The 26,644-nt window shown below is 57.8% G+C and carries 22 protein-coding genes and 3 tRNA genes; 14 read left to right on the forward strand and 11 right to left on the reverse strand.

What is annotated here, in order from left to right; translation table 11 throughout:
• Positions 1-5: 5 nt before the first annotated feature.
• A complete protein-coding gene (locus tag GOX63_RS01765) occupies positions 6-1,178 on the reverse strand; it encodes a cytochrome P450 (protein ID WP_170325513.1) in 1,173 nt (390 codons plus the stop codon).
• A gap of 47 nt (positions 1,179-1,225) precedes the next feature.
• Between GOX63_RS01765 and GOX63_RS01770 the strand changes: the two genes are divergently transcribed.
• The 6 genes from GOX63_RS01770 to GOX63_RS01795 all read left to right on the forward strand — a co-directional run bounded on the left by GOX63_RS01770 (position 1,226) and on the right by GOX63_RS01795 (position 8,196).
• Positions 1,226-2,959: a sensor histidine kinase gene (locus tag GOX63_RS01770; RefSeq protein ID WP_170324771.1), complete on the forward strand. Its 1,734-nt coding sequence runs from the start codon at positions 1,226-1,228 to the stop codon at positions 2,957-2,959.
• On the forward strand, positions 2,956-4,185 hold the full coding sequence (locus GOX63_RS01775) for a sigma-54-dependent transcriptional regulator (protein ID WP_170324772.1): 1,230 nt from the start codon (positions 2,956-2,958) through the stop codon (positions 4,183-4,185). The genes GOX63_RS01770 and GOX63_RS01775 overlap by 4 nt, the downstream gene beginning before the upstream one ends.
• Positions 4,186-4,555: 370 nt before the next feature.
• Positions 4,556-5,557: a DctP family TRAP transporter solute-binding subunit gene (locus tag GOX63_RS01780; protein WP_217356176.1), complete on the forward strand. Its 1,002-nt coding sequence runs from the start codon at positions 4,556-4,558 to the stop codon at positions 5,555-5,557.
• Between the two features lie 112 nt (positions 5,558-5,669).
• A complete protein-coding gene (locus GOX63_RS01785; RefSeq protein ID WP_170324773.1) occupies positions 5,670-6,347 on the forward strand; it encodes a TRAP transporter small permease in 678 nt (225 codons plus the stop codon).
• A complete protein-coding gene (locus GOX63_RS01790; protein ID WP_170324774.1) occupies positions 6,347-7,723 on the forward strand; it encodes a TRAP transporter large permease in 1,377 nt (458 codons plus the stop codon). The genes GOX63_RS01785 and GOX63_RS01790 overlap by 1 nt, the downstream gene beginning before the upstream one ends.
• A gap of 161 nt (positions 7,724-7,884) precedes the next feature.
• Positions 7,885-8,196: a DMT family transporter gene (locus GOX63_RS01795; protein WP_170324775.1), complete on the forward strand. Its 312-nt coding sequence runs from the start codon at positions 7,885-7,887 to the stop codon at positions 8,194-8,196.
• A 107-nt stretch (positions 8,197-8,303) separates the two neighbouring features.
• Here the strand turns inward: GOX63_RS01795 and GOX63_RS01800 are convergent, their stop codons facing one another.
• Positions 8,304-9,146: an FkbM family methyltransferase gene (locus GOX63_RS01800; protein ID WP_170544641.1), complete on the reverse strand. Its 843-nt coding sequence runs from the start codon at positions 9,144-9,146 to the stop codon at positions 8,304-8,306.
• A gap of 95 nt (positions 9,147-9,241) precedes the next feature.
• Positions 9,242-9,991 carry a triose-phosphate isomerase gene (tpiA, locus tag GOX63_RS01805; RefSeq protein ID WP_170544644.1) on the reverse strand — a complete coding sequence of 250 codons (750 nt, stop codon included), beginning with the start codon at positions 9,989-9,991 and terminating at the stop codon, positions 9,242-9,244.
• A 124-nt stretch (positions 9,992-10,115) separates the two neighbouring features.
• Between tpiA and GOX63_RS01810 the strand changes: the two genes are divergently transcribed.
• Complete coding sequence (locus tag GOX63_RS01810; protein ID WP_170544647.1) at positions 10,116-11,027, forward strand: isopenicillin N synthase family dioxygenase; 912 nt, start codon at positions 10,116-10,118, stop codon at positions 11,025-11,027.
• Here the strand turns inward: GOX63_RS01810 and GOX63_RS01815 are convergent.
• Positions 11,024-11,389, reverse strand: a complete 366-nt coding sequence (locus GOX63_RS01815; RefSeq protein ID WP_170324779.1) for a HesB/IscA family protein — start codon at positions 11,387-11,389, stop codon at positions 11,024-11,026. The genes GOX63_RS01810 and GOX63_RS01815 overlap by 4 nt on opposite strands.
• A gap of 180 nt (positions 11,390-11,569) precedes the next feature.
• On the opposite strand from GOX63_RS01815, the gene GOX63_RS01820 reads away from it, so the two are divergent.
• Positions 11,570-11,896: a hypothetical protein gene (locus tag GOX63_RS01820; protein WP_170544650.1), complete on the forward strand. Its 327-nt coding sequence runs from the start codon at positions 11,570-11,572 to the stop codon at positions 11,894-11,896.
• Positions 11,897-12,123: 227 nt separating this feature from the next.
• Here the strand turns inward: GOX63_RS01820 and GOX63_RS01825 are convergent, their stop codons facing one another.
• The 3 genes from GOX63_RS01825 to GOX63_RS01835 all read right to left on the reverse strand — a co-directional run bounded on the left by GOX63_RS01825 (position 12,124) and on the right by GOX63_RS01835 (position 13,751).
• Positions 12,124-12,486, reverse strand: a complete 363-nt coding sequence (locus GOX63_RS01825) for an SUF system Fe-S cluster assembly protein (protein ID WP_170324781.1) — start codon at positions 12,484-12,486, stop codon at positions 12,124-12,126.
• A 96-nt stretch (positions 12,487-12,582) separates the two neighbouring features.
• Entirely contained in the window at positions 12,583-12,861 is a 279-nt protein-coding gene (locus GOX63_RS01830; protein WP_170544653.1) for an NfeD family protein, read from the reverse strand.
• Positions 12,861-13,751 (reverse strand): SPFH domain-containing protein, encoded by an 891-nt coding sequence (locus GOX63_RS01835; RefSeq protein ID WP_170325515.1) that lies wholly within the window; start codon positions 13,749-13,751, stop codon positions 12,861-12,863. Before GOX63_RS01835 ends, GOX63_RS01830 begins: the two co-directional genes overlap by 1 nt.
• 184 nt (positions 13,752-13,935) lie before the next feature.
• Here GOX63_RS01835 and GOX63_RS01840 point away from each other — a divergent pair, with 184 nt between their 5' ends.
• From GOX63_RS01840 to lon, 3 genes are all read left to right on the forward strand, one after another.
• A complete protein-coding gene (locus GOX63_RS01840; RefSeq protein ID WP_170324783.1) occupies positions 13,936-14,847 on the forward strand; it encodes a nucleoside hydrolase in 912 nt (303 codons plus the stop codon).
• A 65-nt stretch (positions 14,848-14,912) separates the two neighbouring features.
• Positions 14,913-16,043, forward strand: coding sequence for a tRNA guanosine(34) transglycosylase Tgt (gene tgt, locus GOX63_RS01845; RefSeq protein ID WP_170324784.1), 1,131 nt, complete (start codon positions 14,913-14,915; stop codon positions 16,041-16,043).
• A 213-nt stretch (positions 16,044-16,256) separates the two neighbouring features.
• Positions 16,257-18,665, forward strand: coding sequence for an endopeptidase La (gene lon / locus GOX63_RS01850; protein ID WP_170324785.1), 2,409 nt, complete (start codon positions 16,257-16,259; stop codon positions 18,663-18,665).
• A gap of 31 nt (positions 18,666-18,696) precedes the next feature.
• On the opposite strand, the gene GOX63_RS01855 is transcribed toward lon, so the two are convergent.
• The 3 genes from GOX63_RS01855 to GOX63_RS01865 form a co-directional block, all read right to left on the reverse strand.
• Positions 18,697-20,283 (reverse strand): APC family permease, encoded by a 1,587-nt coding sequence (locus GOX63_RS01855; protein WP_170324786.1) that lies wholly within the window; start codon positions 20,281-20,283, stop codon positions 18,697-18,699.
• Between the two features lie 127 nt (positions 20,284-20,410).
• Positions 20,411-20,485 (reverse strand) — tRNA-Val (locus GOX63_RS01860).
• 124 nt (positions 20,486-20,609) lie between these two features.
• Entirely contained in the window at positions 20,610-22,091 is a 1,482-nt protein-coding gene (locus tag GOX63_RS01865) for a M10 family metallopeptidase C-terminal domain-containing protein (RefSeq protein WP_170324787.1), read from the reverse strand.
• Positions 22,092-23,007: 916 nt separating this feature from the next.
• Here GOX63_RS01865 and GOX63_RS01870 point away from each other — a divergent pair.
• The 3 genes from GOX63_RS01870 to uvrA all read left to right on the forward strand — a co-directional run bounded on the left by GOX63_RS01870 (position 23,008) and on the right by uvrA (position 26,239).
• A tRNA-Asp gene (locus GOX63_RS01870) sits at positions 23,008-23,084 on the forward strand.
• Between the two features lie 44 nt (positions 23,085-23,128).
• A tRNA-Asp gene (locus GOX63_RS01875) sits at positions 23,129-23,205 on the forward strand.
• Positions 23,206-23,380: 175 nt separating this feature from the next.
• Positions 23,381-26,239, forward strand: a complete 2,859-nt coding sequence (uvrA, locus tag GOX63_RS01880; RefSeq protein WP_170324788.1) for an excinuclease ABC subunit UvrA — start codon at positions 23,381-23,383, stop codon at positions 26,237-26,239.
• Between the two features lie 12 nt (positions 26,240-26,251).
• On the opposite strand, the gene GOX63_RS01885 is transcribed toward uvrA, so the two are convergent.
• Entirely contained in the window at positions 26,252-26,581 is a 330-nt protein-coding gene (locus GOX63_RS01885) for a hypothetical protein (protein WP_170324789.1), read from the reverse strand.
• Positions 26,582-26,644: the final 63 nt, after the last annotated feature.

The raw sequence follows: 26,644 nt of genomic DNA on the forward strand, positions 1-26,644 counted from the left end.
GCTCGTCAGACCTGAACCATCAATCGGGTCAGCCCGTGGAAATGGTAAGTGTTCGAGTATTCCGGTTGCGCCGTCAGGCGCAGGTTCGGGCAGCGGTCAAACAGGGCGGTCAGGGCGATCCTCATCTCCAGCCGCGCCAGCGGGGCACCGACGCAGAAATGCAGCCCGCCGCCGAAGCTGGTATTGGTCACGATTGGGCGGGTGGCGTCAAAACGGTTCGGTTCCGCCCAGACCGATGGATCGCGGTTTGCAGCGCCCAGCAACAGCGCGACCTCATCGCCGCGTTTGAAGGTATGGCCGAACAGTTCGACCTCTTGATAGGCATAGCGGGTGAACATGTGCAGCGGCGGGTCGTAGCGCAGGATTTCCTCGACCAATCCGTCTATCGCGTGGGCGCGTGGGTCGAGGCCCAATTGCAACAGGGTTTTCACGCCATTGCCCAGCGAATGAACCGTGGCCTCATGCCCGGCGTTCAGCAGCAGGATACAGGTGGCGACAAGCTCGTCGTGTGAAAGTTTTTCGCCGTCTTCCTCGGCGGCGATCAGGCGGGTGATCAGATCGTCCTGCGGGTCGGTGCGCCGCTGTTCGATGTAGTCGCTAAGGAACGCTGTGAAATCCCGGGCGGCGGTCGCGGCGATGTCCTCGGTCTCGCGCGTGCGGCTGGCCTGATACATCGCCACCATGGCATGAGACCAGCGCAACAGGTCGGGCGACATCTCCTCGGGCACGCCCAACAGGCGGCAGATCGTAATCACCGGAACCTGCGTACAGAACGCGTCCAGCAGATCAAATGGTGTATCTGGAAAATTGTCGATCAGGTTGTGGCTGAGGTCACGAATGGTCGGCTCCAGCGCTGAGATCGCTCGGGATGTAAAGGCCCGGGTAACCAGCGCCCGCAGTCGTGTGTGGCGCGGTGGTTCGGCCTCGAGCAGCGAATGCGCCTCGACATTCAGCCATGGCGCCAGATGGGCGGGGCCGGAGCGCTGCAACTCGGCGGGAACCTCGCGCCCGAACCGGCGATCCTTCAGCAATACCTGCACGGCCCGGTGCGAGACCGCCGCGATCTTGTTGTAATCCTCCCAATACACAAGGTCCCCGTACGCACGGGCCTTGTCATAAAATGGATAGGGATCTTGCACGAAACCCGGTTCGACCGGGGATTGGAATACCGTCTTCATGCGGCGCAGACTTGCCATGCGGCGCGCTGAATGCAAGACCCTATACCATGCAAAGGCTTTGGGTAATCTTGGGATTTCTGTGTGCCGTCGGGCTGTTGTCCGCCGGAGTGTGGTCTTATGGCTATCGGCAGGCACTGTCGCAGCTGAGCGAAAAAGCCGAGGCTGACCTTGAACTGGCTGCCGACCGGCTGAGCACGCAGATGCAGGTCTATCAGGAACTGGCGGTGCTGATGGCAAATCATCCGGCCCTGCGAACGATTGAAAGCCCGGCGCAGCAACAAGCTGCCCGCGCGATCCTGCTGGACGTCGCGGACAAGACCGCAGCCGTGAACATGATGTACCTGGACCGAACCGGTCAGGTCCTGGTTTCGGCGCAGCCTGTCGAGCAAGACAACATGGCCGAGCATCCTGCCTTTCAGCGTGCGTTGCAGGGGGCATTGGGCAACGCGCATGGTGTCCTGCCGATCAGCGGTAACCGCATTTATTCCTACGCGGCCCCGGCCTTTGACGACTCGGGGCGGGTCGAGGGTGCGTTGATGGTTGTGGCCGACGTACAGGATGTGGAACAGACTTGGCGCGGCAGCACCGAGGCGGTTTTCTTTATTGATGGCGACGGGGTGGTCTTTATCTCAAACCGGTCCGATCTGTTGTTTTGGCACCGCGCCGACGGGCAGCAGGGGCTGACACCGCCGGAGGGGGGCGAGGTCGAATTCGCCTCAACCCGGGTCGGGCCGCATGAGTTGTGGAGGCTCAACTGGGGTCGCTACCTGCCCAGCCGCGCGTTGCACCTGATGCTGGATTTGCCGGTCATCGACATGACGGCCGAGGTGCTGGTCGATGTCGCCCCCGCGCGGCGTCTGGCCGGATTGCAGGCGGCGACTGTTGCGGCGATCTGTCTGGCCTTTGGTGCGTTGTTATTTCTGGCAACGGAACGCAGACGAACTCTGGCTGAAGCCAACGCGGTTCTTGAAAGCCGCGTCGCACAGCGTACCCGCGCCCTCACCGCAGCGAACACGGCGTTGCGACGTGAGGTACATGAAAGGCAAGAGGCGGAGATTGCACTTAAGCACGCGCAGGAGGAGCTTATTCAGGCCGGTAAACTCAGCGCTCTGGGGCAGATGTCGGCGGGCATCAGCCATGAATTGAACCAGCCCCTAATGGCGATCCGGCAGTTTGCAGACAACGGGGCGGCCTTCCTGTCGCGAGGGCGCGAGAAAAAGGCCGCCGAAAACCTGACGCGCATTTCAGACATGGCCGCTCGGATGGCGCGGATCATCAAGAACCTGCGCGCCTTTGCCCGCAATGAAAGTGAGCCGATGGGCAAAGTCGATCTGGTGCAAGTGATCGAAACGGCCGTGGAACTGACCGAGGCACGGCTGCGTGCCGAAGGGGTGACGGTGGACTGGCAACCGCCAGACGATCCGGTCTTTGCGTGGGGCGGTGAGGTGCGGCTGGTTCAGGTCTTTGTGAACCTGATCAACAACGCCGCAGACGCGATGAGCCAGCAGGAGGAGCGCCTTATCCGTATCGTGATCAACAACGGAAGAAAGTTGGCCGTGACAGTGCGCGATATTGGTCCCGGCATCGAAAACACCGAGAAATTGTTCGAACCCTTTTATACAACCAAGGCTGTTGGAACGTCTGAGGGGATGGGGTTGGGCCTTTCGATCTCATACGGTCTGGTCCAGAGTTTCGGGGGGAATATTCGCGGTACAAACGCGCCGACCGGTGCGATGTTCACCGTTGAACTTGAGTACTACCGGGAAGATGAGGTGGCATGATCCGCAAGGTTTTATTGGTCGACGATGACGCCGCTGTGCGCGAAGCTCTGGCGCAGACGCTGGAACTGGCTGAATACATCCCGGTCACGGCGGGATCGTTCGTGGCCGCCAAGGATCACATCCGCGCTGATTTCCCTGGTGTGATCGTGTCGGATATCCGGATGCCGGGGCGGGATGGGTTTCATTTGTTGAACTACGCGCATGAGACAGACCCGGACCTGCCGGTCATCCTGCTGACGGGTGAAGGCGATATCCCGATGGCTGTACGTGCCATGGGGCAGGGGGCGTTCGATTTCCTTGAAAAGCCCTGTGCCGCCGCCGACCTGTTGGAGGTTCTGGGTAAGGCTTTTGTCGCACGTGCTCAGGTTCTGGAACAGCGCGCGCTTAAATATGAGTTGGAACGTGGAGACCCCGCTGCGCGCATGTTGTTCGGCCTATCGCCACAAGCCGAAGCCTTGAGGGAGCGGGCGCGGACAGTTGCCCTCACAGGGGCCGAAGTTTTGGTCACCGGCCCAGCGGGCAGCGGAATCTCAAAGGTGGCCGAAGTTGTACACCTGATGTCGCCGCAGGCGCAGGGTCCGTTTGTGAAACGACCGTCGTCCGGCCTGACGCCCGACGCGCTAGTTCAGGTCTGTGAGGATGCGGCCGGAGGGTCGTTGTTCCTGGATGAGATTTCGGCAATGCCCGAGGCGACGCAATACGCTGCGCTGGAAGCGGTCGAGCAGGGCATTGGCGCGCGCATTCTGGCGGGCACAACGGCTGATCTGGCTGCGCTGTCAGCAGAGGGGCGGTTTCATGCGGATCTGTTCTATCGGCTGGACGTGATGCGGGTGCGCATACCCTCGCTGGCCGAGCGGCCCGAGGATATTCCGGTGATCTTTCGACACTACGTGGCACAGGCGGCCGAACAGGCCGGTATCCCGGAACCCGAGATCTCGTCCGAGCATCTGGCGTCGCTGATGGCCAGTGATTGGCCGGGCAATGCCCGGTCGCTGATGTCCGCCGCTATGCGGTTTGTGCTGGGAATGCCGGAAGAGGTTGCGCAGGCCACTGATCTGGGGTTGAGCGAGCAGATGGCGCGGGTGGAACGCTCATTGCTGATCGCGGCGTTGGGGCGGCACAACGGCAAGGCCTCGGACGCGGCAAAGGCGCTGAAACTGCCGCGCAAGACATTCTATGACAAGTTGGCCCGGTATCAGATTCGCCCCGAAGATTATCGCAGGTGATCCGAACCGCTCCCGCCCCCTTTGACCGCATAATCATGCGGTTAAAGGCGTTGGGCCAGGCAGCCCGCTGAAGCGGGCTGCGGGTGTGCGAGATGTAAACTGTGTGATTCTGACGAATTGATTCGGGAAGAGTGCGGAATCCCGCACAACAGGGGTCGGGCTTGTGCGAAATTTCGCACAGCGTGCTTTGAGGGAAGAAATGGGACTCTGGAATGCTCCTTTTAATTCACTGTTTTGATGCAAGAAATTCTGTGGTTGCGCGATATGAAACAAAACGTTGAGCCATAACCTCTGATTCGCTTCACTTCGCTCATACGGTGCCAAGCAGGCGCCAATTGGACGAATGAGTAAGTCTGGGAGGAAAAGACTGATGAAATTCCTGACAACGGCCGCAACGGCAGTTGCACTGACCGTAACCGCAACCGCAGGCATGGCAGCCTGTGAGGACGGCGAGATCGTCGTAAAGTTCGCGCATGTGACGAACTCGGACAAGCACCCTAAGGGCATCGCGGCATCGCTGCTGGAGCAGCGCGTGAATGACGAGATGAACGGTGTGATGTGCATTGAGGTCTATCCGAACTCCACGCTGTACAACGACGACAAGGTGCTGGAGGCGATGTTGCAAGGCGACGTGCAGCTGGCCGCGCCTTCGCTGTCGAAATTCGAGAAATTCACCAAGCAGTTCCGTCTGTTCGACCTGCCGTTCATGTTCAAGAACATCGATGCCGTGGATGCGTTCCAGGCCTCGGCTGACGGTCAGGCGATGAAGGACAGCATGCAGCGTCGTGGTCTGCAGGGGTTGGCCTTCTGGCACAATGGCATGAAGCAGATGTCCGCGAACAAACCTCTGGAGGCCCCGTCTGATGCAGAGGGCCTGAAGTTCCGCGTGCAGTCCTCGGACGTGCTGGTTGCGCAGATGGAAGCCATTGGTGGCAGCCCGCAGAAGATGGCCTTCTCGGAAGTGTACGGCGCGCTGCAACAGGGCGTTGTGGACGGGCAGGAGAACACCTGGTCGAACATCTACGGCAAGAAGTTCTTTGAGGTTCAGGACGGCATTACCGAGACCAACCACGGCATTATCGACTATCTGGTCGTAACGTCGGTTGACTGGCTGGACAGCCTGGATCCGGAAGTCCGTGATCAGTTCCTGACCATTCTGGCCGAAGTGACCGAAACCCGGAACAAGGAAGCCTTTGCGGTAAACGAAGCGGCCAAAGCCTCGATCACCGATGCGGGCGGTATCATTCGTGAGCTGAACCCCGAACAGCGCCAAGCCTGGGTTGATGCGATGAAACCGGTTTGGGACAAGTTCGCCGACGACGTGGGTCAGGACAAGATCGACGCCGCTCAGGCAATCAACGCCGGGTTCTGATCCCGGTTCAGGCCGCGCGTCAGGGACTGGGGAGTTATCGACGCGCAGGCCGGGCGGGCCGTGAATGGCCCGCCCCAAACACTCTCATCACAAAAAATGCGGGGACAGAAAGATGTCTGGTGCGAAACCCGGCCAAGGCGGGCTGGTCGACCATATCGAAGAAACCCTGATCGCGTTGTTGCTGGGCCTGATGACGGCCGTGACCTTTGCCAATGTGATCGCGCGGTTCGTATTCAATTCCAATATCCTGTGGGCGCTTGAACTGACGGTGTTCACCTTCGGGTGGCTTGTGCTGTTGGGCGCGTCTTATGCGGTGAAGAAGCACGCGCATCTGGGTGTAGATGCCATCCTGAACATGCTGGCCCCGGCGCCGCGCCGGATATTGGCGCTGATTGCTGTAGGCTGTTGTTTGGCGTTCTCGCTGCTGATGCTCAAAGGGGCATATGACTACTGGGCCGTGTTTGCCGACCTGCCGCCCACCTCGGGCCGCTGGTTCCCGACCGGGTTCAATTTCGATGCCCGCAGTCAGAGTTTCTACGAGGTTGACGACATCCCCATGGTCGCGCCGCTGCGGTTCCTTGAAGACATGATCAATTACGGCGAGTCGTACGAGAAACTGCCCAAGGTTGTTCCTTATTTCATACTGCCGCTGTCGATGCTGCTGCTGGTGATCCGCTTTGCGCAGGTCGCCGTGCAGATATGGCGCGGTGAGACCGACCGTATCGTCGCCAGCCACGAAGTCGAGGACGAGATCGAAGAGGTCCGGGCTCAGCAAGGAGAGCATGACTGATGGACGTAGTACTTCTTTTCTCGATGGTCATTGGCCTGCTGCTGATCGGGGTTCCGATTGCGGTGGCTCTGGGCCTCAGTTCGACCCTGTTCCTGCTGATCTATTCGGACAGTTCGCTGGCCTCGGTCGCGGGCACGCTGTTCGAAGCGTTCGAGGGGCACTTTACCCTGCTGGCGATCCCGTTCTTCATTCTGGCTTCGTCCTTTATGACCACCGGCGGCGTGGCGCGGAGGATCATCAGGTTCTCGATCGCCTGTGTGGGGCATCTTCCGGGCGGTCTGGCGATTGCGGGCGTCTTTGCCTGTATGCTGTTCGCCGCGCTGTCCGGGTCGTCTCCGGCGACTGTGGTGGCCATCGGCTCGATCGTCATCGCGGGGATGCGTCAGGTTGGTTATTCCAAGGAATTCGCCGCCGGTGTGATCTGTAACGCCGGTACGTTGGGCATCCTGATCCCGCCGTCGATCGTGATGGTTGTCTATGCTGCGGCCGTTGAGGTTTCGGTCGGGCGCATGTTCCTGGCGGGGGTTATTCCGGGCCTGATGGCGGGTCTGATGCTGATGATCACCATCTATGTCATGGCCAAGGTCAAGAACCTGCCGAAAGGCGAATGGAAAGGCTGGGGCGAGGTCTTCACCTCGGCGCGCGAGGCCGGTTGGGGCCTGTTCCTGATCGTGATCATTCTGGGCGGTATCTATGGCGGTATCTTCACCCCGACCGAGGCTGCTGCGGTGGCTGCCGTCTATGCGTTCTTCATCGCCAGCTTTGTCTACAAGGACATGGGGCCGCTGAGCACCGAGGACGGAGAGAAGAACCTGCCGTTGATGAAGAAGCCCTATGCGCTGCTGACGGCGTTCTTCCACCCTGATACCAAGCACACACTGTTCGAGGCCGGTAAACTGACCGTCACGCTGCTGTTCGTGATTGCCAACGCTCTGATCCTCAAGCACGTGCTGACGGATGAGCAGGTACCGCAGCACATCGCCAACGCCATGCTGTCCGCAGGCCTGGGGCCCGTGACCTTCCTGATCGTGGTGAACGTGATCCTGCTGATCGGTGGGCAGTTCATGGAGCCCTCGGGCCTGCTGGTGATCGTGGCGCCTCTGGTGTTCCCGATTGCGATCGAACTGGGCATCGACCCGATCCATCTGGGCATCATCATGGTGGTCAACATGGAGATCGGGATGATCACGCCTCCGGTCGGTCTGAACCTGTTCGTGACTTCGGGCGTGGCCGGGATGCCGATGATGAAGGTCGTAAAGGCGGCGCTGCCGTTCCTGGCCGTGCTGTTCGTCTTCCTGATCATGGTGACATATATCCCGTGGATATCGACCTTCCTGCCCAACACCTTCATGGGGCCGGAAATCGTGACCAACTAGCAAAGATCGCTTTTGTTAAAGGCCGGGCAGCGCGATCTGCCCGGCCTTTTTCTTTGCGGACCACTTGAAGATACGCCGCGCAGTCCCACATCGAGGCCAGAGGACGACCTCCCCATAACGGGTGATCATTCGGGACGACCCGAACAAGAATGAGGTGTCCTTTGGCTTGGATCTATCTGTTATTCGCTGGCCTGCTTGAAATTGTGTGGGCGGTTGCCATGAAGCAATCGGCCGGCTTCACCCGATTGTGGCCAACCGCCATCATGGGCGTGTCCATGATCGGCTCGTTCGGGTTGCTGGCGCTTGCGATGCGCGCGTTGCCTCTTGGAACAGCCTACGTCATCTGGACCGGTATAGGCGCAGTTGGTGCGTTTCTGGTCGGCGTGATGTTTCTGGGCGAAGCACTGACCCCTTTGCGTGCCTGTGCCGCTATTCTGATCGTGTCCGGTCTGGTTGCCATGAAGCTGGCGTGATGTCCCGAGGGGACGCAAGAGCCTAAAAAATGTCGACGATGTGCCCAAAGGGCCATGCAGGAAACAGGTGCAGCCCAGAACGGCTGCGCCTGAACTAAATGGCGTCTCTAATTCTTCTTCCGAAACAAGCGTGACAGCCGTCGTTTGGCTTTCTTCGTAGGTTTGTCACGCGGCACTCTGAAGTTATGCCATTTATCAATGGAAAAGCCGTCTTTTAGCAGGTCAACGTAATCTGTGGGAGCGAACTTGGGGTTAATGAAAACCAGGTCCACTTGCCATAGATAGCCACCGTAGTAGCAGAAATCGATAACATCCAAGAGCTCGAAACCGGCTGCCTGGACCAACTGCGCCCGCTCGACAAGCCTTTGGCGCGGCGCTTCAATGATCAGAACCGAGCAATTCTTAAGCGCTTCTTGCGCGCCCTCCAGAATCATTTCTTCGGCCCCATCGACATCGATTTTCAGAAGATACGGGGCAGGCGGGTTCTGCGTTGCTACAAAAGTATCGAGCTTGAGTGTTTGCACGGTGCGCAGAGACTCGGGCGCGGCTCCTTCCTCGGCGAAATTGGCATGTGTGACTTCCTGATCCTCTAGCACTGAAGAGACCCTAAGGTCTGCCGTCCCATCAGCGTTCGAAACAGCAACTTCAATCAGGTCGTAGTCGATCCCAAATTTTTGATAGTTTTCCTCAATGATCGCAAAATGATCTTGAATGGGCTCAAACAGATAGTGTTTTAAGTCCGGAAAGTTCTTCATCAGTTCGGGCGTGCAGGTATGAATGCCGATATCGAGAATGCACTCGATAGGAAATTGGGCATCCTGAAGTTGCTCAAGAATTGAGTTCTTGCTTGGTCGACGCTGATTACTTTTCATAACACCCTTAAAAGTCAGTAGTTTGCTCCCAGGCTGGTGCGCGGGAAACGCGACACCCAATCCCAAGGTCAGAATCATTTTGCTGGGCTATCCGCCACGCCTGCGAGTTTGACGATGGGGGAAGCGAATTCAACAAGTCATTTTAAAGCTGAACAAAATCAGACGAGAAGCGCTCAGGTTTTTTCCAATGCCTCGACAATGCCAGAAAAGTCCGCGGCCTTCAGGCTGGCACCGCCGACCAGCGCGCCATCCACGTTTGATACGCCAAAGATTTCGGCCGCGTTGGATGGTTTGACCGAACCGCCGTAAAGCAGGCGGACAGAACGACCAACGCCTTCACCGAAACGACGTTCCAAGCGGGCACGGATAAAGTCGTGAACCTCTCCGATTTCGTTCAGCGTGGGAACCTTGCCGGTGCCAATGGCCCAGATCGGTTCATAGGCGACGATCAGGTTCTCTCCGGTCGACTGGTCGGGGATCGAGCCCGACATCTGGCCGCCGATGATCTCCAGAGTATTGGCGGCCTCGCGCTGTTCCAGGCTTTCGCCAACGCAGATGATCGCCTTCAGCCCGGCATCCATGGCCCCGCGGGCTTTGGCGCGAACGTCTTCGTTCTGTTCGTCGTGATCCTCGCGGCGCTCCGAATGGCCCAGAATGACCGTGTTTGCACCGGCATCCACCAGCATGTCTGCGCTTATATCGCCGGTATGCGCGCCCGAAGTCGCAGCGTGGCAATCCTGCCCGCCGACGGTGATTCCTGTTCCCCGCACGGCTTCTGCCGCGCGATGCAACAAAGTGGCGGGCGGGCAGATCAGAACGTCTACGGTCGGAGAGGGGAATGCACGGGTCAGGGCCTCCAATTCGCTCAGCGCTGCCGTCGTTCCGTTCATTTTCCAATTGCCAGCCGCCAGCTTACGCCGCATGTCCCAATCTCCCTTAAGTATCGGTGTTCAGCAAACCGGATAGCACTGCCAGTCCGGACTGACAATTCCGGTTGCAGAGCGAACCGCAAAACGGCAGTGTCCGCGCGCAGAATGGAGCGGGCCTATGATCGACAACCTTGATCTGAAAAAACTGGACCAACGCGACCCTGTCGAGCTTGGCAAGCTGCTGCGTGCTGTGGGTGAGGTGGGGTTCTTAACTGTCTCGAATACCGGGCTGGACGGCGACCGCGTGCGTCATGTTCTGTGCGCGTATCGTGCATTCTTTCACCTGCCGGAGGCCGAGAAAAAACGGGTCGATATGGCGCTGACCGGGTCCAATCGGGGCTGGGGCGCGTCGCGGTCCGAGCAGGTTGACCCGGAGGCGAACCCCGATTTCAAAGAAGTGTTCGATTGCGGCTATGAACTACCTGCGAACAGCCCATATGCCAACGCGAAGCTTGGCGTGTATGCGCCTAACCAGTGGCCGGATCATCCGCCCGCGTTCAAGCAAACGATCCAGACCTATTACACGGATGCCTGCGCGGTTGCGATGCGCGTCCTGCGGGCGATCGCCGTGGCGCTGCGGCGTGCGGAAAACAGCTTTGACAACGCATTTGATACCCCGATGGCGTTGCTGCGCGGCAATTACTATCCTCAACGCCCGGACTGGGCCGGAGATCGCGACTTTGGTATCGGTGCCCACACGGATTACGGCTGTCTGACCTTGCTGGCCACCGACGGCACCTCGGGGCTTGAGGTGCAGATGCCGGATCGTAGCTGGGCAAAGGTAAAGGCCGCGCCTGGGACCTTTATCATCAATTTCGGTGAAATGCTGGAGTTCTGGACGGCGGGGCAGGTCAAGGCCACCCTGCATCGGGTGGTTGGCGGCGCGCAGGAGCGTCTGTCGGTGCCGCTATTTTTCAACCCGTCCTATGGCACCAACGTGGCACCGCCAAACTCAGGTCGGACCATTCGCGCCGGCGAGCATCTGACCCGCCGGTTCAATGAGACCTACGTCCATCTTCAGGCATCTTAGGATTGGGGCGTCAGCCCCTCGTCGAACTTGATCGACTCGCCGCACCCGCAGGCATCGACGACGTTCGGGTTGCGGAACTTGAAACCAGCCTCAAGCAGCGAAACCTCATAGTCGATCTCGGTCCCGAACAGGAACATCTGCGCCATCGGAGCAATCATGACCCGCGCGCCGTCCTGTTCTACGACCTCATCATTCGCGTCGGCCTGATCGACATAGTCCATGGTGTATTCCATGCCGGCGCAACCGCCTTTCTTGACGCCAATGCGCAGGCCAGCATGACCACCTGATTTCATCAGGCGGACGATCTGCTCTGCCGCTTTGGGCGTCATGGTCACGGCCTGTTTGCCGGGAATGCCGAACATTGTGATCTCCGTTGTCGCGCGTAGCATTCAATTTAGTGCTGACAGGGCAATGGCTCAAGACATAGCAGGGCTGCTTACCTAACTTTTCTGCCGTCGGGGGAATGGCGCTTGCCTTTTGAAATCAGGTGACCTTAGCTGAGCCCAAGGGTTTTCAGATGGTTCGAGATAAGGTGAGATGAAATGGCTACGTATAAAGTTATTTGTAAAAACATGGTATTGGCGTCAGTTCTTGCGGTAACCGCGGGTGGGGCCTTGGCTGATACAGCGCAAAAAACACATCCGGTCAGTTGTGCCACGGCCGAAGGGGATTTGCGCGCGATTGCAGCCGAGAAAAAGCACGCGCAGGATCAACAGCTTGAAAGTGTAGCCGCTCTCACGCCAGCGGGTGCGTTGTTGGGTTTGGTTACGGGCACCGAAAACAAGAGGTTGTCCATGCTCTCCGGCGATTATGTCAAAGCGTTGGATGAAAGAGCTGCTGAGATCAAATCCACGTGCGGGGTGCAGTAATCCGTTTAATGGAATGAAAAAGACCGCTCTCGGGCAAGAGCGGTCTCTTATTCTGGTCGCTAGGCCGGATTAAGCGGGGGGACAATTGCCTGTCTCGACCTGCGTTGTGCGCTCATCGGGATGCGAGCATCTACACGCCGGGACTATTCTCAAGTAAAGTAACGGTTTTTCGAAGGTCCGGTGACAGAAAAATAAATCTTTTGCGACAAAGACTTATTTTGTCTGGCTTACATGAAACCAAGTTCCAGCCGCGCTTCGTCCGACATCATCTCCATGCCCCAGGGCGGTTCCCATGTCAGTTCGACGTCAACTTCTTTGACGCCCGCGACGGGTTCGATCGCTTCGACGATCCAGCCGGGCATGTCTCCGGCGACCGGACAACCGGGCGCGGTCAGGGTCATGATGACTTTCACCGCGTTTTCCTGAGTGATGTCGATCGTGTAGATCAAACCCAGATCGTAAATATTCACCGGGATTTCCGGGTCAAAGACCGTGCGGCAGGCCTCTACCACAGCGTCGTACAGGGGATGCTCAATGGACGAAGGCGCAATCAGCGGCGTGCCTTCCAATTGTTCACTCGGATGAGTCATTCGTGCCTCGGGTCTGGTTCCTGAGCAATTATATAGGGAAAGCCTGTGGCAGCGTCCAGAGGTGCAATGACGCCCCCTAAGGGGCGCCCGCAGATCTTAGTCGTTGATGTCGTGCCGGAAGATTTTCACCTGACCATGCGGCAGGGAGTATACACGCCGCAGCACCAGCCACGCGCTCAGGGACAATGCCGCGAAAATCAGCAGCAAAACCGGCAGTGATGGCGCCATTCCGGGGATAACCAACATCAACCCGGTGATGGCTGCCCCGATCGCAAAGCCCAGAAAGATAAATCCGGGCAGCACGATCTCGAGGATCCCAAGAGCAAGCGCAGCTGCCAGCCAGATCCACCAGGTCAACCAGAAGGGATCGGCCATTATTTTCCTCCTCTCAGCATCTTGAAGGCATCGCCAAAGGCCTCAAGCGCGTTGGCGGGCACAACAATGGTTTGCGAGCCATTTCCTTTTCCCAGTGCATTCAGCGACTCAACCTGTTTCAGAGCGACCTGATACTGCGCGGCCTCGATGCCATTGTCCTGAATGGCCTTGGCGACCACGCCGGTTGCATAAGCTTCGGCCTCGGCCTGAATGCGGCGGGCTTTTGCGGTTTGCTCGGCGGCATACAGCTCGGCATCGGCGTTCAACTCGACCGCGCGTTTCTGGCCCTCGGCCTCGGTCACTTGCGCGCGGCGGGCGCGTTCGGCGTTCAGCTGTTGCAGCATCGCGTCGCGGGTTGCCTGATCCAGGTTCACGTCCAGAATCTCGGCGCGGGTCACTTCGATCCCCCAGTCATCCACGGCGGTTTCGACGCTTTCCTGAATGCGAGTGATCAGCTGCGCACGGTTCGACTGGACCTCATCCAGGTCCATTTTACCGATTTCCGCCCGAACGATACCAGCAACAGTTGTTGCAATCGCGCCGTCTACGTCACGAATACGATACACCGTCTTTTCCGGTTCGAGAATGCGGTAAAACACCGAGGTGTCGATCTGCACCAGCACGTTGTCTTTGGTGATCGCGTCCTGCGTTGCATTTGGCAGCTGGCGTTCAAGAATGGATATCTTGTGGCGGGCAACATCCAGAAAAGGCACGATAAAGTTGATGCCCGGGCCAAGCACCGAGTGCAGGCGTCCGAACCGTTCGACCACGTATTTCTCTGATTGTGGAACGATTTTGATGCCTTTGAAAATGACAACGACGATCAGTACCGCCGCCAACACGTAAATGATGTTCGACGTCAACAGACCAACGATCTGGTCTTCGTTTATGCCTATCATATCTGTCCTCTTTTATTGTGTACTATAGTATACATGTGGGGATTGAATCGCCCGATTTCAACTCTGGTATGGGGTGAACAGGCGTGGATTCAAATCTATGAAGTTGTGCTTGCGGCGTGGAATTTTCCAATTGTGACCGCTTTGCATCCCACGGTGTTTGCGATATCGGGCAGGGATGAAACTGATCATCGACACAGACCCCGGCATCGACGATGCGATGGCGATTGCCTACGCCGCTGCCGCGCCCGAAATTGACCTAATTGGCCTGACGACAGTGTTCGGCAATACCCATGTGCATCAGTCCAGTCGCAATGCACGGTTTTTGCTGAATAAACTTGGGCTGGACGCACCGGTGGCCGAGGGCGCCTCATTCGCGCTGGGTCAGAACCATCACGCGCCGTCCGAGCACGTGCATGGCCCGGAAGGCTTTGGCGACATTACTGAAATTCCCGAAATCGGCGCAAACCACGATATGTCGGCAGCAGAGTTTCTGGTTGATACAGCGCGTCGCCATATGGGCGAATTGGTCGTCTGTGCGGTTGGCCCGTTGACCAATATCGCTTTGGCGATGCAGCTGGATCCGGAGTTTTCGCGCAATATCAGTCGTTTGGTTGTCATGGGTGGCGCGGTTTACTGCCCCGGCAATGTGAGCGCCCATGCAGAAGCCAACATCTATCACGATGCCAAGGCCGCGGATGTCGTCTTTGCCACACCGCCGGAAACCGTTCTGGTGGGGTTGGATGTGACGCTGAAAACCCTCTATGAGACCGCCGATTTTGAGGCTCTGGCCGAACGTTCCAAGGATATGGGTGCGTTTCTGCGCGATATCTCCAGGTTCTATCTGAATTTCTACAAAGAGGTCGGCGGGCTGGAAGGGTGCGGCCTGCACGATTCGACTGCTGTGATTGCCTGCACGCATGAGCCGATGTTCGAAATGGTCGAAACCGGCCTGAGCGTGGTGACCGAAGGGCCAGAGATTGGCGCCACCCGTCCCGATCCGTCGCGGCCTGCGGTCCGCGTGTGCCGGGACGTGGACGGGGCAGGGGTCGTGGACCTGTTTACCGAGCGTGTCGCATCACTGCCCTGACGGGTTGCAATGGCCTGACAGATCGGGCACATCCCACCCGGTTCAGCGACCCCCGAGGCAACCCCATGACCGAGCGTTTTTCTTTTGACCTGAAAGCCACCGATGGCAAGGCCAGAACCGGTGTGATCAACACGCCGCGCGGCGAGGTGCGGACACCGGCCTTTATGCCCGTAGGCACCGCAGCGACGGTCAAGGCGATGATGCCCGAAAGCGTGCGTGCAACCGGAGCAGATATCCTGCTGGGCAACACCTATCACCTGATGCTGCGCCCCACGGCTGAACGTATCGACCGGTTAGGTGGCTTGCACAAGTTTATGAATTGGGAGCGTCCGATCCTCACGGACTCGGGCGGGTTTCAGGTCATGTCGCTGGCAGGACTGCGTAAGCTGACCGAAAAGGGTGTGACGTTCAAATCTCATGTGGACGGGTCCAAGCATGAATTGACACCGGAACGGTCGATGGAAATTCAACGGCTGTTGGGCTCGGATATCGTCATGTGTTTCGACGAATGCCCGGCCTTGCCTGCGGACCGGGATCGCATTGCCGAGTCGATGCGCCTGTCGATGCGGTGGGCTGAGCGGTCGCGCGAAGCGTTCGGAGATCGTCCGGGTCACGCGTTGTTCGGCATCATGCAGGGTGGTTTGGAACAGGACCTGCGCGAGGAAAGCGCTGAAGCGCTCAAGAAGGTCGGGTTCGAAGGCTATGCCGTTGGCGGTTTGGCCGTGGGTGAGGGGCAGGAGGCCATGTTCGACTGCCTCGACTACGCTCCTGACTTTCTGCCTGTCGACAAGCCGCGCTACCTGATGGGCGTCGGCAAGCCAGACGACATCGTTGGCGCCGTCGCGCGTGGTATCGACATGATGGATTGCGTATTGCCTTCGCGTTCGGGGCGCACCGGGCAGGTGTTTACCCGATACGGTGTGGTGAATATTAAGAATGCCCGTCATGCCGACGATCCGCGCCCGCTGGACGAGCAGTGCTCATGCCCGGCCTGTTCGAACTATTCCCGTGCCTATCTGCACCATGTGTTCCGCTCGAACGAGATGATCTCGGGGATGCTGTTGACTTGGCACAACCTGCATTATTTCCAGGAAATCATGCAAGGTATGCGCGACGCAATCGCAGCGGGCACGTTCGATGCGTGGCAGGCCGAGTTCCATGCGCAACGGGCGCAAGGCGATATCGAGCCGCTTTAATAACCCTGCGATAGCACCGCACGTTAAAAAAGGTGGATATGTCGGCGCGATACCTTGCAGTCCGGAAAACCTCGGGTCATTCTGAATCGTGATACACGACGGTAAGGTTGAAAAAGGGCGATGAGGCCCCACCTTTATCGTCCAAGACAGGAGATGGCCGAGAGTTGCCTTATTCAGGGACCGGAGCCATCTTGCCAACGATAAGGATTGAGCATGCAAGAGCCCCTTAATTCCTCATACCCCGTACTTCCGCTGCGCGATATCGTGGTGTTCCCACACATGATCGTGCCGCTGTTCGTGGGTCGGGAAAAATCCGTCCGCGCACTGGAAGAAGTGATGCAGGACGACAAGCAGATTTTGCTGTCCAGCCAGATTGATCCGGGTGATGATGACCCGGCCGTAGATGGTATTTACCGCTCCGGCGTTCTGGCCAATGTTCTGCAATTGCTGAAGCTGCCCGATGGCACCGTCAAGGTGCTGGTCGAAGGGCAGGCGCGCGTGCAAATCACCGAATTTCTTGAAAACGAAGAGTTTTTCGAAGCCCGCGCTGAATATCTGACCGAAATTCCGGGCGACGTCACTACGACCGAAGCGCTGCTGCGCACTGTTGCGGATGAGTTCGAGCGTTACGCCAAAGTGCGCAAGAATATCCCCGAAGAAGCGCTGACCGCTGTGGGTGAAACCGCCGAGCCTGCCAAGCTGGCCGACCTTGTGTCGGGACACTTGGGCATCGAGGTCGAGCAAAAGCAGGAACTGCTTGAGACACTTAGCGTCAGTGAACGGCTTGAGAAGGTCTATGGCCTGATGCAAGGCGAAATGTCGGTTCTGCAGGTCGAGAAAAAGATCAAGACCCGCGTCAAATCCCAGATGGAGAAGACGCAGCGCGAGTACTATCTGAATGAGCAGATGAAGGCCATTCAGAAGGAGCTTGGCGATGGCGAGGACGGCAGCAACGAAGTCGCCGAGCTGGAAGCCAAGATCGCTGAGACCAAACTGTCGAAAGAGGCGCGTGAAAAGGCCGAGGGCGAGCTGAAAAAGCTGCGCAATATGAGCCCGATGTCGGCTGAGGCCACCGTCGTGCGCAACTATCTGGACTGGATCCTGTCGCTGCCGTGGGGCACCAAATCCCGCGTCAAAAAGGATCTGGGCCGGGCGCAGGATATTCTGGACGACGATCACTATGGCCTTGAGAAGGTCAAGGAGCGGATCGTTGAATACCTCGCGGTTCAGCAGCGCTCGAAAAAGCTGAAAGGCCCGATCTTGTGCCTTGTTGGTCCTCCGGGTGTGGGTAAGACCTCGCTGGGTAAATCCGTTGCCAAGGCCACGGGGCGCGAGTTCATTCGCATCTCGCTGGGTGGTGTGCGCGACGAATCCGAGATCAGGGGCCACCGTCGGACCTATATCGGCTCGATGCCGGGCAAGATCATTCAGGCGCTGAAAAAGGCGAAAACCACGAACCCGCTCATCCTGCTCGACGAGATCGACAAGATGGGGCAGGACTTCCGTGGTGACCCGGCTTCGGCGATGCTGGAAGTGTTGGACCCGGAACAGAACAGCACGTTCATGGACCACTATCTTGAGGTCGAATATGACCTGTCCAACGTGATGTTCCTGACCACGTCGAACAGCTACAACATGCCTGGGCCTCTGCTGGACCGGATGGAGATCATCCCGCTGGCCGGTTACACCGAAGAGGAAAAGAGCGAGATCGCCAAACAGCACCTGATCAGCAAGCAGGTCAAAAACCATGGTCTGAAAACCAAGGAATTTGAGCTGACCGATGAAGCGCTGCAAAAGATGATCCGCACCTATACCCGCGAGGCGGGCGTGCGGAACCTCGAACGCGAAATCGCCAAGGTAGCGCGGAAATCGCTGACCAAGATCATCAAGAAAGAGGCGGACTCGATCACCGTGACGCCGGACAATCTGGATGAGTTCCTTGGTGTTCCGAAATACCGCTATGGGCTGGCTGAACAGGACGATCAGGTCGGTGTTGTGACCGGTCTGGCGTGGACATCGGTCGGTGGTGACCTGCTGCATATCGAGGCGCTGAAACTGCCCGGCAAGGGGCGGATGAAGACCACCGGTAAGCTGGGTGATGTGATGAAGGAATCCATCGACGCGGCCTCGTCTTATGTGCGGTCAATCTCGCCTCAGATCGGGGTGAAGCCGCCGAAATTCGACACGCTGGATATCCACGTCCACGTGCCGGATGGGGCAACGCCCAAGGACGGCCCGAGTGCTGGTCTGGCGATGGTGACCTCGATCGTGTCCGTGCTGACCGGCATTCCGGTGCGCAAGGATATCGCAATGACCGGTGAGGTTTCGCTGCGCGGCAACGCGATGCCGATTGGCGGTTTGAAAGAAAAACTGCTGGCTGCCCTGCGTGGTGGCATCAAAACCGTTCTGATCCCGGAAGAGAACGAAAAGGATCTGGCAGAGATTCCGGACAACGTGAAGGAAGGGCTGGAGATCATCCCGGTCACGCATGTCTCGGAAGTGCTGAAACACGCACTGATCAGTGAGCCGGAACCGATTGAATGGGATGAGGCGGCGGAAGAGGCCGCGGCAGCGGCAGCCAAGGCGGCCGAAGATGCCGGGCGATCCGCAACAGCGCATTAAACAGATCAAAGGCGGGGGCGACCCCGCCTTTTTACAACCCGATGATGGGTTTTTTCGGGTCCAGAATCTCTTCCTCGGCGATGTATTCCCGAAACTTTTCTGCGGGCAGGGCAGATCGCACTGCCAAACCAAAGATCACTGCGGAAAACAGCACGCACAGCGCGATGTCCCATCCGAACGGGATTTGCTTCAGCGCGCCGTCCCCGAACTGACCGAGATAGGAAATCAGCCCGATCCCGATCAGGTACGGCAACAGCCACAGGGCTTCGGTCACGTCCATCTCATCCAGCCGGTTGCGGAACCGTGCCAGCAGAAGGATCATTCCGATGATCAGCGCGATGCCAAGGCGCCAGACCGTGTCCCAACCGCTCCAATAGACGACGAGCGTTGCGATGGCGAAGGCCGACACCGCGACAAGTTTCACCGACGGGATGCGGATCGATCTTGGGTGATCCGGCATCAGATGGCGTAGGCACACGACGGCAATCGGCCCAACCGCAAAGGACAGCACGATCGCGGCACCGTTGAGCGCGATGACAGTGGTGAAGGGCACTGTCAACAGAAACAGGACCCCGATCAGAAAGTTCAGTGCCAGCGCCCACAAAGGTACTCCGAATGACGAGAGAATCATCAACCGTTTCGGCAGAAATCCGTTTTTCGACAAGGCCATGGCGATCCGAGCGTTCGATCCTGTCGCAACCAGCCCGTTGCCAAACGGTCCGATCACCGATCCGATGTTCAAGACACTCAGGAACCAGACAAACCCGACCGAGATGATGACGCCGTCCAGCGGGCCTTGGCCGTCGAAACTCAGGCCGGCCCAGCCGTTTTTCAGCATGTCGGCATCAAGTGCCCCGACAAATGCGATTTGTAGGCCTAGGTAAATGGCCGCGCACAGAACTATGGACAGGACCAGTGCGGCAGGGATAGCAAATTTGGGGTTTCGAACCTCTCCGGCCATGTCGACCACATGGCGAAACCCGATAAAGGAAAAAATGACCCCTCCGGTCGAAACGGCCGCCATGATGCCTTGCAACCCGTACGGCGCGAATCCGTCCGGTTGCGTGAAGTTCTGTGCATCGAAACGATTGGCGATCAGCAGGGCGGTCAAAATGACCGGGATCGCGATTTTGGCCCATGTCAGTGTGGCGTTCACCTGAGTGAAGAACTTGACGCCCAACGCGTTGACCGCGACGAAGAGCAACATGAAGAACAGGGCGATGGTGATGCCCGCTCCGGTCAGGTCTCCGGTTTCAGTCGTATGCAGCCACGGAGCATAGGGGGCGAGGTATTTCAGCATGGCCTCAACCTCGATCGGGGCGGTGGTGTTATAGCCGATCCATGCTGTCCACCCCATCGCCATCGAGACGATATTGCCATGCGAAAACTGCGGCACCCGCGCAATGCCACCGGGGATCGGCAGCATGGCCGAGATCTCTGCGAAGGTGATCGCCAGGACGAACATGGCCACGGCGCCGATGATCCACGAGATTACGGCAGCAGGACCGGCGTGCTGTACGGCAAGAAGGGGACCAAACAGCCACCCGGACCCGATGATGCCACCGACCGAGATGAAGGTCAGGCCGAGCAGGCCGATATCCCGTTTCAATTTGGCCACGACCGTACCCCATCCCTCATCGCCGCATGGTGATGCGGCTGTTCAGGACAGGATAAGCAACTGCAGCGATTTCTGGCAAGCACCTGTCAGGGCAGGGAAAACCAACGCAGCCTTACAAATAGGGGAATGGTGGGTGATAAGAGATTTGAACTCCTGACATCTTCGATGTGAACGAAGCGCTCTACCACTGAGCTAATCACCCGTGAGGACGCGTAATACAGAGAGTTCTGGTGGCTTGCAAGAGCGCCCGACGCGCAATTTTTGGAAATGCAGGCACAAAAAAACAGGCAGCGAAGACCCGCTGCCTGTTGATTTGAATTAGGACCTTAAAGGATGAAGTCGTCTGCGGTCAGATCGTGCAATCCGACGAGTTTGATCATCATCTCAGGCTCTGCGTCGCCGTCAGTGTCTACGTAGACGAAGGTCCTGTCATACAGGGTGCCTTCGTAGTCACTGTGCACGAAATACACCTCGCCCTGATCGGAGTTCGTCGCCGGGGTTTCACCGTTGAAGACAAAGGCGTCGTCACCGACCAGAACCGTGCTGGCATCGATGGCGCTCAGGTCGATCTTGTCCTCTCCGCGGGTGAAGTCCCGGATCAGGTCGGCGGTCTGACGGATGGCAGAACCCTCGTCGATCGAGTTGAAGACGAACGTGTCGTTGTCGGCCCCGCCGGTCATGTCATCCCGACCGACACCACCGATCACGGTGTCATTGCCCTTGCCACCGTAAAGCTTATCCCAGCCACGGCTGCCCATCACGGTGTCGTCGCCAGCACCGCCTCTCAGGACGTCGTCTTTGATACCACCGTCGATAACGTCGTTACCGGCATTGCCGATAAGATAGTTGATCGCTTCGTCGCCGGTGAGGTTGTCGTTTTGCGCCGAACCTATAACGTGTTCGATGTTCTGGATTGTGTCGATGCCGTAACCGGTGTCTTGCGCACCGTCGTTCGACAGGTCCACGGTGGCCCCGCTGGTGCCCGAGTACTTCAACCAATCATAGCCCTGGCCGCCGTTGATCGTGTCGTTGCCGTCGCCGTCTTTGTTTCCAAACCAGTCGTTTCCATTGTCTCCCGACAGAGTGTCGTTGCCTAAGCCGCCGGTAATCGTGTCATGGCCGTCGCCGCCGAAAAGCCTGTCGTTACCAGCACCCCCGGCAATGGTGTCGTTGCCATAGGCACCATGCAAATAGTTGTTGTGTTCGTTGCCGACCAACCAGTCATTGCCATACCCGCCAAAGGCGTTTTCGATAACAACGGTGTTGGCGATGGTGAACCCGCCTGCAATGCCAGAGGCGGACGAGATCTCTCCACCTGCATTGTGGCCCTCAAGATCAGCATCGTTGAGGTTGATGTAGACGTCGCGCCATACGCCAACCGCAGAAATCGCGTCGTTCCCACCTGTGTCCCAAATGGCCTTCCAGAACGTTCCCGCGCCGTTTACGCCCTTGATTTGGTAGATGTCGTTACCAGTTGCATTTTCAGCCGTCCCGTAAATGGCTTGGAGAGCTGCAATGTCCAACGCCATTGGGGTTGCCGAGTCACCATAGGTGTAGCTTGTTACAGGGACATTCGATGCATATCCTGAATTGTAGGACATGATCGTATAGACGCCTTGGTTTTGACCATCGGTGCCATAATCGTAGAAGGGTTCAGTCACGCCGTCGAAGATGGTCGAGCTTCCACCGTTGTCATGCGGGTGGGCCAAGCCAAGGCCGTGTAGAATTTCATGCAGGATCGTTGAGAACCCCGCGCCGCCATTTTGAAGCCCTTGGTCGTTGTAAATAATCGAATCGTACGCAAACACGCCAAAAAGTGAGGGAATTCCATGCTCCTGCAAAAGAGGCTTATCACCAGGAACTTGATGAAAGCCAACATACCCAGGGCCACCAAGTGTTTCTTGCGTGGTCGTTGCATAGACCAAACTTACTCCGTACCAATCTGACTGTACGAATGAGATCGGAATAATGGACTCGATAATGTCGAAGGCCCTTTGAATTGCAGCCTTCATCTGCGTTGAAACAGGCACATCCCCGAGGGAACCATCGTCAAACCGATAGGTGATTTGAACTGGACCATGTGATGAATTCCAACGTGCCCCCCACAACAAACCATCGACGTAGGGTTTACCTGTCTCAATCCCTTCGGGATAAACCGTTGCAAATGCCATTTATTACTTCCATTTTTTCACAACCAGAGGGCGGTGCACAAAGCACTGTCTCAAATTGCGGTAACCTTCCGTTTGATCCCAAAAAAATTGAGGCCTGCTTTTTTCCGATTACTTTCACTTCGAAACTTGCGGGCGCAAGCCGATAGTCCAAGTTAATTGGTTTTTTTTGACCTGTGTCGTCTCTTGCACACGCAATGTGGCCGAAAAATGACGGCCGGGAAGAGTGTGCCGGATGACGTTGCGAACACGAATGGTTCTATTGATTGTTATGTTCGGATTAATGCGAAGATGCACATCTTATACGTGTTTGTCGTGGAATCACTCAGGGCCGAATCCCTGAGAATTCGGCAGGCGTTTCGGGTAAGTGATTCCAGTCGCCAGCCGCGGCAAACCCGAGCGCATCATTAGTGCGTGAACGGCGCGGTTGGCAGGGGATGCGCCCCTGCGGTGGGAAACAATTTTTACGATCTGGAAAAAAACTTCAAAACGCCGCTTGACGCTGCCCGACCGTAGCCATAATACACCCCAACGTTCAGCAACGAACGGGCAGCGGGCGGTTGTAGCTCAGTTGGTTAGAGTACCGGCCTGTCACGCCGGGGGTCGCGGGTTCGAGCCCCGTCAACCGCGCCATCGCTGCCAACCTTGGTCCAGGATAAAGGCCACGAAATAGATGCGCGGTTGTAGCTCAGTTGGTTAGAGTACCGGCCTGTCACGCCGGGGGTCGCGGGTTCGAGCCCCGTCAACCGCGCCATTTCCTTCCGATACCGATGAAATTTCCACCCCTTCGCGGGGGATAGTTTGTTTCAGGGTTTTGATGTCAGGAGATGTCGGCAATAATCCGATTGTTCACACTTTGTTCTAACTTTTCTGTTGGAGACTCGGTGTGGCTCGCCTATTTCTAGGACACTTGTGTGTTGGGGGCCAAAATGGCTGAGCTGAAGAATATCGAGGTGCGCGGCGCGCGCGAGCATAACCTCAAAGGCATCGACGTCGATATCCCGCGGGATCAACTGGTGGTGATCACCGGGCTGTCTGGCTCGGGCAAGTCCTCGTTGGCGTTCGATACGATCTATGCCGAAGGCCAGCGCCGCTATGTCGAAAGCCTGTCGGCCTATGCGCGCCAGTTCCTTGATATGATGGAAAAGCCTGATGTGGATCACATCAGTGGCCTGTCCCCGGCGATTTCAATCGAACAGAAAACCACGTCGAAAAACCCACGCTCGACCGTCGGCACGGTCACCGAGATTTATGACTACCTGCGCCTGTTGTTTGCCCGTGCGGGTACGCCTTTCAGTCCCGCCACTGGTCAGCCGATTGAGGCGCAGCAGGTGCAGGACATGGTCGACCGCATCATGACGATGGAGGAGGGCACGCGTGGCTACCTTCTGGCGCCCATCGTGCGGGACCGGAAGGGGGAATACAAAAAGGAATTCCTCGAACTGCGCAAACAGGGCTTTCAGCGCGTGAAAGTGGATGGCGAGTTCTATGAGCTCGATGAACCACCCACGCTGGACAAGAAGTTCCGGCACGATATCGACGTTGTCGTCGACCGACTGGTTGTGCGTGAGGGGATGGAAACGCGTCTGGCCGACAGTTTGCGGACCGCTCTGGACCTAGCGGACGGAATCGCAGTTCTGGAGACCGCGCCTCGCGAAGGCGACCCTGAACGCATTACGTTCAGCGAGAATTTTGCCTGCCCGGTCAGCGGCTTCACCATCCCCGAGATTGAACCGCGCCTGTTTTCGTTCAACGCGCCCTTCGGGGCCTGTCCGGACTGCGATGGGTTGGGGGTCGAGCTGTTCTTTGACGAACGTCTTGTGGTGCCGGACCAGACACTGAAACTCTATGACGGTGCCTTGGCGCCGTGGCGCAAAGGCAAGTCGCCCTATTTTCTGCAAACCATTGAAGCCATCGCTCGGCACTACGAGTTTGACAAGAACACGCCGTGGAAGGACCTGCCTGCGAATGTGCAGCAAGTGTTTCTGCGCGGGTCTGGCGATGAGGAAATCCAGTTCCGCTATGACGAAGGTGGCCGGGTGTATCAGGTCACCCGCAGCTTTGAGGGCGTGATTCCCAATATGGAACGGCGCTATCGCGAAACCGACAGCGCCTGGATTCGGGAAGAGTTTGAACGCTACCAGAACAATCGCCCTTGCGGATCATGCGAAGGGTATCGCCTGCGCCCCGAGGCTCTGGCAGTCAAGATCGCCGGTCTGCATGTGGGGCAGGTGGTGCAGATGTCGATCAAAGAGGCCCTGGCCTGGGTCGAAGACGCGCCGAACCACCTGAGCGTTCAGAAGAACGAGATCGCCCGGGCGATTTTAAAAGAGATTCGCGAGCGGCTGGGTTTTCTGAATAACGTGGGTTTGGAATACCTTACGCTGTCCCGTTCAAGTGGCACCCTGTCCGGCGGCGAAAGCCAACGAATTCGTTTGGCCAGCCAGATCGGTTCGGGCCTGACCGGGGTCCTGTATGTGTTGGATGAGCCTTCGATTGGCCTGCATCAGCGTGACAATGACCGGTTGCTCGGAACACTCAAGAACCTGCGCGATCAGGGAAATACCGTGATCGTTGTTGAACATGACGAAGAAGCCATCCGTGAGGCGGATTACGTCTTCGATATCGGCCCCGGCGCCGGCGTGCATGGCGGTCAGGTGGTCAGCGAAGGTACACCCGAGCAGATCGCGTCCGATGCGGCCTCGATGACCGGTCAATATCTGGCCGGTACGCGCGAGATTCCGGTTCCGTCGAAGCGGCGTAAGGGGAACAAGAAAAAGGTCTCGGTCGTCAAAGCAACGGGGAACAACCTGAAGAACGTTACCGCCGATTTCCCGCTGGGCAAGTTCGTGTGCGTGACTGGAGTGTCCGGTGGAGGGAAATCGACGCTCACAATCGAAACGCTATTCAAGACCGCTTCAATGCGTCTGAACGGTGCGCGGCAGACACCAGCGCCCTGTGAGACGATCAAAGGATTGGAGCATCTGGACAAGGTTATCGATATTGACCAGCGCCCGATCGGACGGACTCCGCGTTCTAATCCAGCGACTTACACCGGGGCCTTCACCCCGATCCGAGACTGGTTCGCTGGTCTGCCCGAGGCCAAGGCGCGCGGTTACAAGCCCGGGCGGTTCAGCTTTAACGTCAAAGGTGGTCGGTGCGAGGCCTGTCAGGGTGACGGCGTCATCAAGATCGAGATGCACTTCCTGCCCGACGTCTACGTGACCTGCGAAACCTGCAAGGGCGCGCGCTACAACCGCGAGACTCTGGAGATCAAGTTCAAGGGCAAGTCCATCGCCGATGTTCTTGATATGACAGTGGAAGACGCGCAGGAGTTCTTTAAGGCCGTGCCCTCGATCCGCGACAAGATGGATGCGCTGGCGCGGGTGGGGCTTGGCTATATCAAGGTCGGCCAGCAGGCGACCACATTGTCTGGTGGTGAGGCACAGCGGGTCAAGTTGTCCAAGGAATTGTCCAAACGCTCAACCGGGCGGACGCTGTATATTCTGGATGAACCGACCACCGGCCTTCATTTCGAAGATGTCCGTAAGCTATTGGAAGTGTTGCACGAATTGGTCGATCAGGGAAACACCGTTGTTGTGATTGAGCACAATCTGGATGTGGTGAAAACCGCCGATCATATCATCGACATCGGCCCCGAAGGCGGTGACGGCGGTGGTGAGATCGTAGCAACCGGAACGCCCGAGGACGTGGCCGCGGTCGAGCGCAGTCATACAGGCCGGTATCTGAAACAGATGCTGGACGGGGCGCGCGTGGCGGCGGAGTAAGGTGGCTGATCCTCAGTTGAGGATATCAGCCACCGCGCCGATCAGGTTCAGCACCTTTCGCGTGTCAGGATCGACGCGATAGACATAGTCACCGGCACGGATATAGCTGCCGCGATTCAGCCCATAGCGGTACGGATCATTGATCCAGTGATAGTCGCTGTTGATGTAGTCGCCCGTGCGATACAGGTTTTTCACCTGTCCTGGCGGCACGCAAGGCACGGCTTTCTTTGCCAGACCCGGCGGGCAGTGACCGGCCTTGCCTTTGCCATTCCCGGCCATGGCGATGCCAGAGCTGAGTGCAACTGCCAGAATTGCCGTCGAAATGGTCAAAACGCGCGACATCTTACATCCTTTCGCGTGAAAACTGTGGCCAAGGATAGATGGCCGTTGCCGGTCTGTGGGTCA

This window comes from Ruegeria arenilitoris (assembly GCF_013031355.1).
Taxonomy (GTDB): domain Bacteria; phylum Pseudomonadota; class Alphaproteobacteria; order Rhodobacterales; family Rhodobacteraceae; genus Ruegeria; species Ruegeria arenilitoris_C.

Coding starts and splice junctions, on each gene's coding strand:
- GOX63_RS01765 (WP_170325513.1), bottom strand. CDS start 1,178: ATGAAGACGGTATTCCAATCCCCGGTCGAACCGGGTTTCGTGCAAGAT.
- GOX63_RS01770 (WP_170324771.1), top strand. CDS start 1,226: ATGCAAAGGCTTTGGGTAATCTTGGGATTTCTGTGTGCCGTCGGGCTG.
- GOX63_RS01775 (WP_170324772.1), top strand. CDS start 2,956: ATGATCCGCAAGGTTTTATTGGTCGACGATGACGCCGCTGTGCGCGAA.
- GOX63_RS01780 (WP_217356176.1), top strand. CDS start 4,556: ATGAAATTCCTGACAACGGCCGCAACGGCAGTTGCACTGACCGTAACC.
- GOX63_RS01785 (WP_170324773.1), top strand. CDS start 5,670: ATGTCTGGTGCGAAACCCGGCCAAGGCGGGCTGGTCGACCATATCGAA.
- GOX63_RS01790 (WP_170324774.1), top strand. CDS start 6,347: ATGGACGTAGTACTTCTTTTCTCGATGGTCATTGGCCTGCTGCTGATC.
- GOX63_RS01800 (WP_170544641.1), bottom strand. CDS start 9,146: ATGATTCTGACCTTGGGATTGGGTGTCGCGTTTCCCGCGCACCAGCCT.
- tpiA (WP_170544644.1), bottom strand. CDS start 9,991: ATGCGGCGTAAGCTGGCGGCTGGCAATTGGAAAATGAACGGAACGACG.
- GOX63_RS01810 (WP_170544647.1), top strand. CDS start 10,116: ATGATCGACAACCTTGATCTGAAAAAACTGGACCAACGCGACCCTGTC.
- GOX63_RS01815 (WP_170324779.1), bottom strand. CDS start 11,389: ATGTTCGGCATTCCCGGCAAACAGGCCGTGACCATGACGCCCAAAGCG.
- GOX63_RS01820 (WP_170544650.1), top strand. CDS start 11,570: ATGGCTACGTATAAAGTTATTTGTAAAAACATGGTATTGGCGTCAGTT.
- GOX63_RS01825 (WP_170324781.1), bottom strand. CDS start 12,486: ATGACTCATCCGAGTGAACAATTGGAAGGCACGCCGCTGATTGCGCCT.
- GOX63_RS01830 (WP_170544653.1), bottom strand. CDS start 12,861: ATGGCCGATCCCTTCTGGTTGACCTGGTGGATCTGGCTGGCAGCTGCG.
- GOX63_RS01840 (WP_170324783.1), top strand. CDS start 13,936: ATGAAACTGATCATCGACACAGACCCCGGCATCGACGATGCGATGGCG.
- tgt (WP_170324784.1), top strand. CDS start 14,913: ATGACCGAGCGTTTTTCTTTTGACCTGAAAGCCACCGATGGCAAGGCC.
- lon (WP_170324785.1), top strand. CDS start 16,257: ATGCAAGAGCCCCTTAATTCCTCATACCCCGTACTTCCGCTGCGCGAT.
- uvrA (WP_170324788.1), top strand. CDS start 23,381: ATGGCTGAGCTGAAGAATATCGAGGTGCGCGGCGCGCGCGAGCATAAC.
- GOX63_RS01885 (WP_170324789.1), bottom strand. CDS start 26,581: ATGTCGCGCGTTTTGACCATTTCGACGGCAATTCTGGCAGTTGCACTC.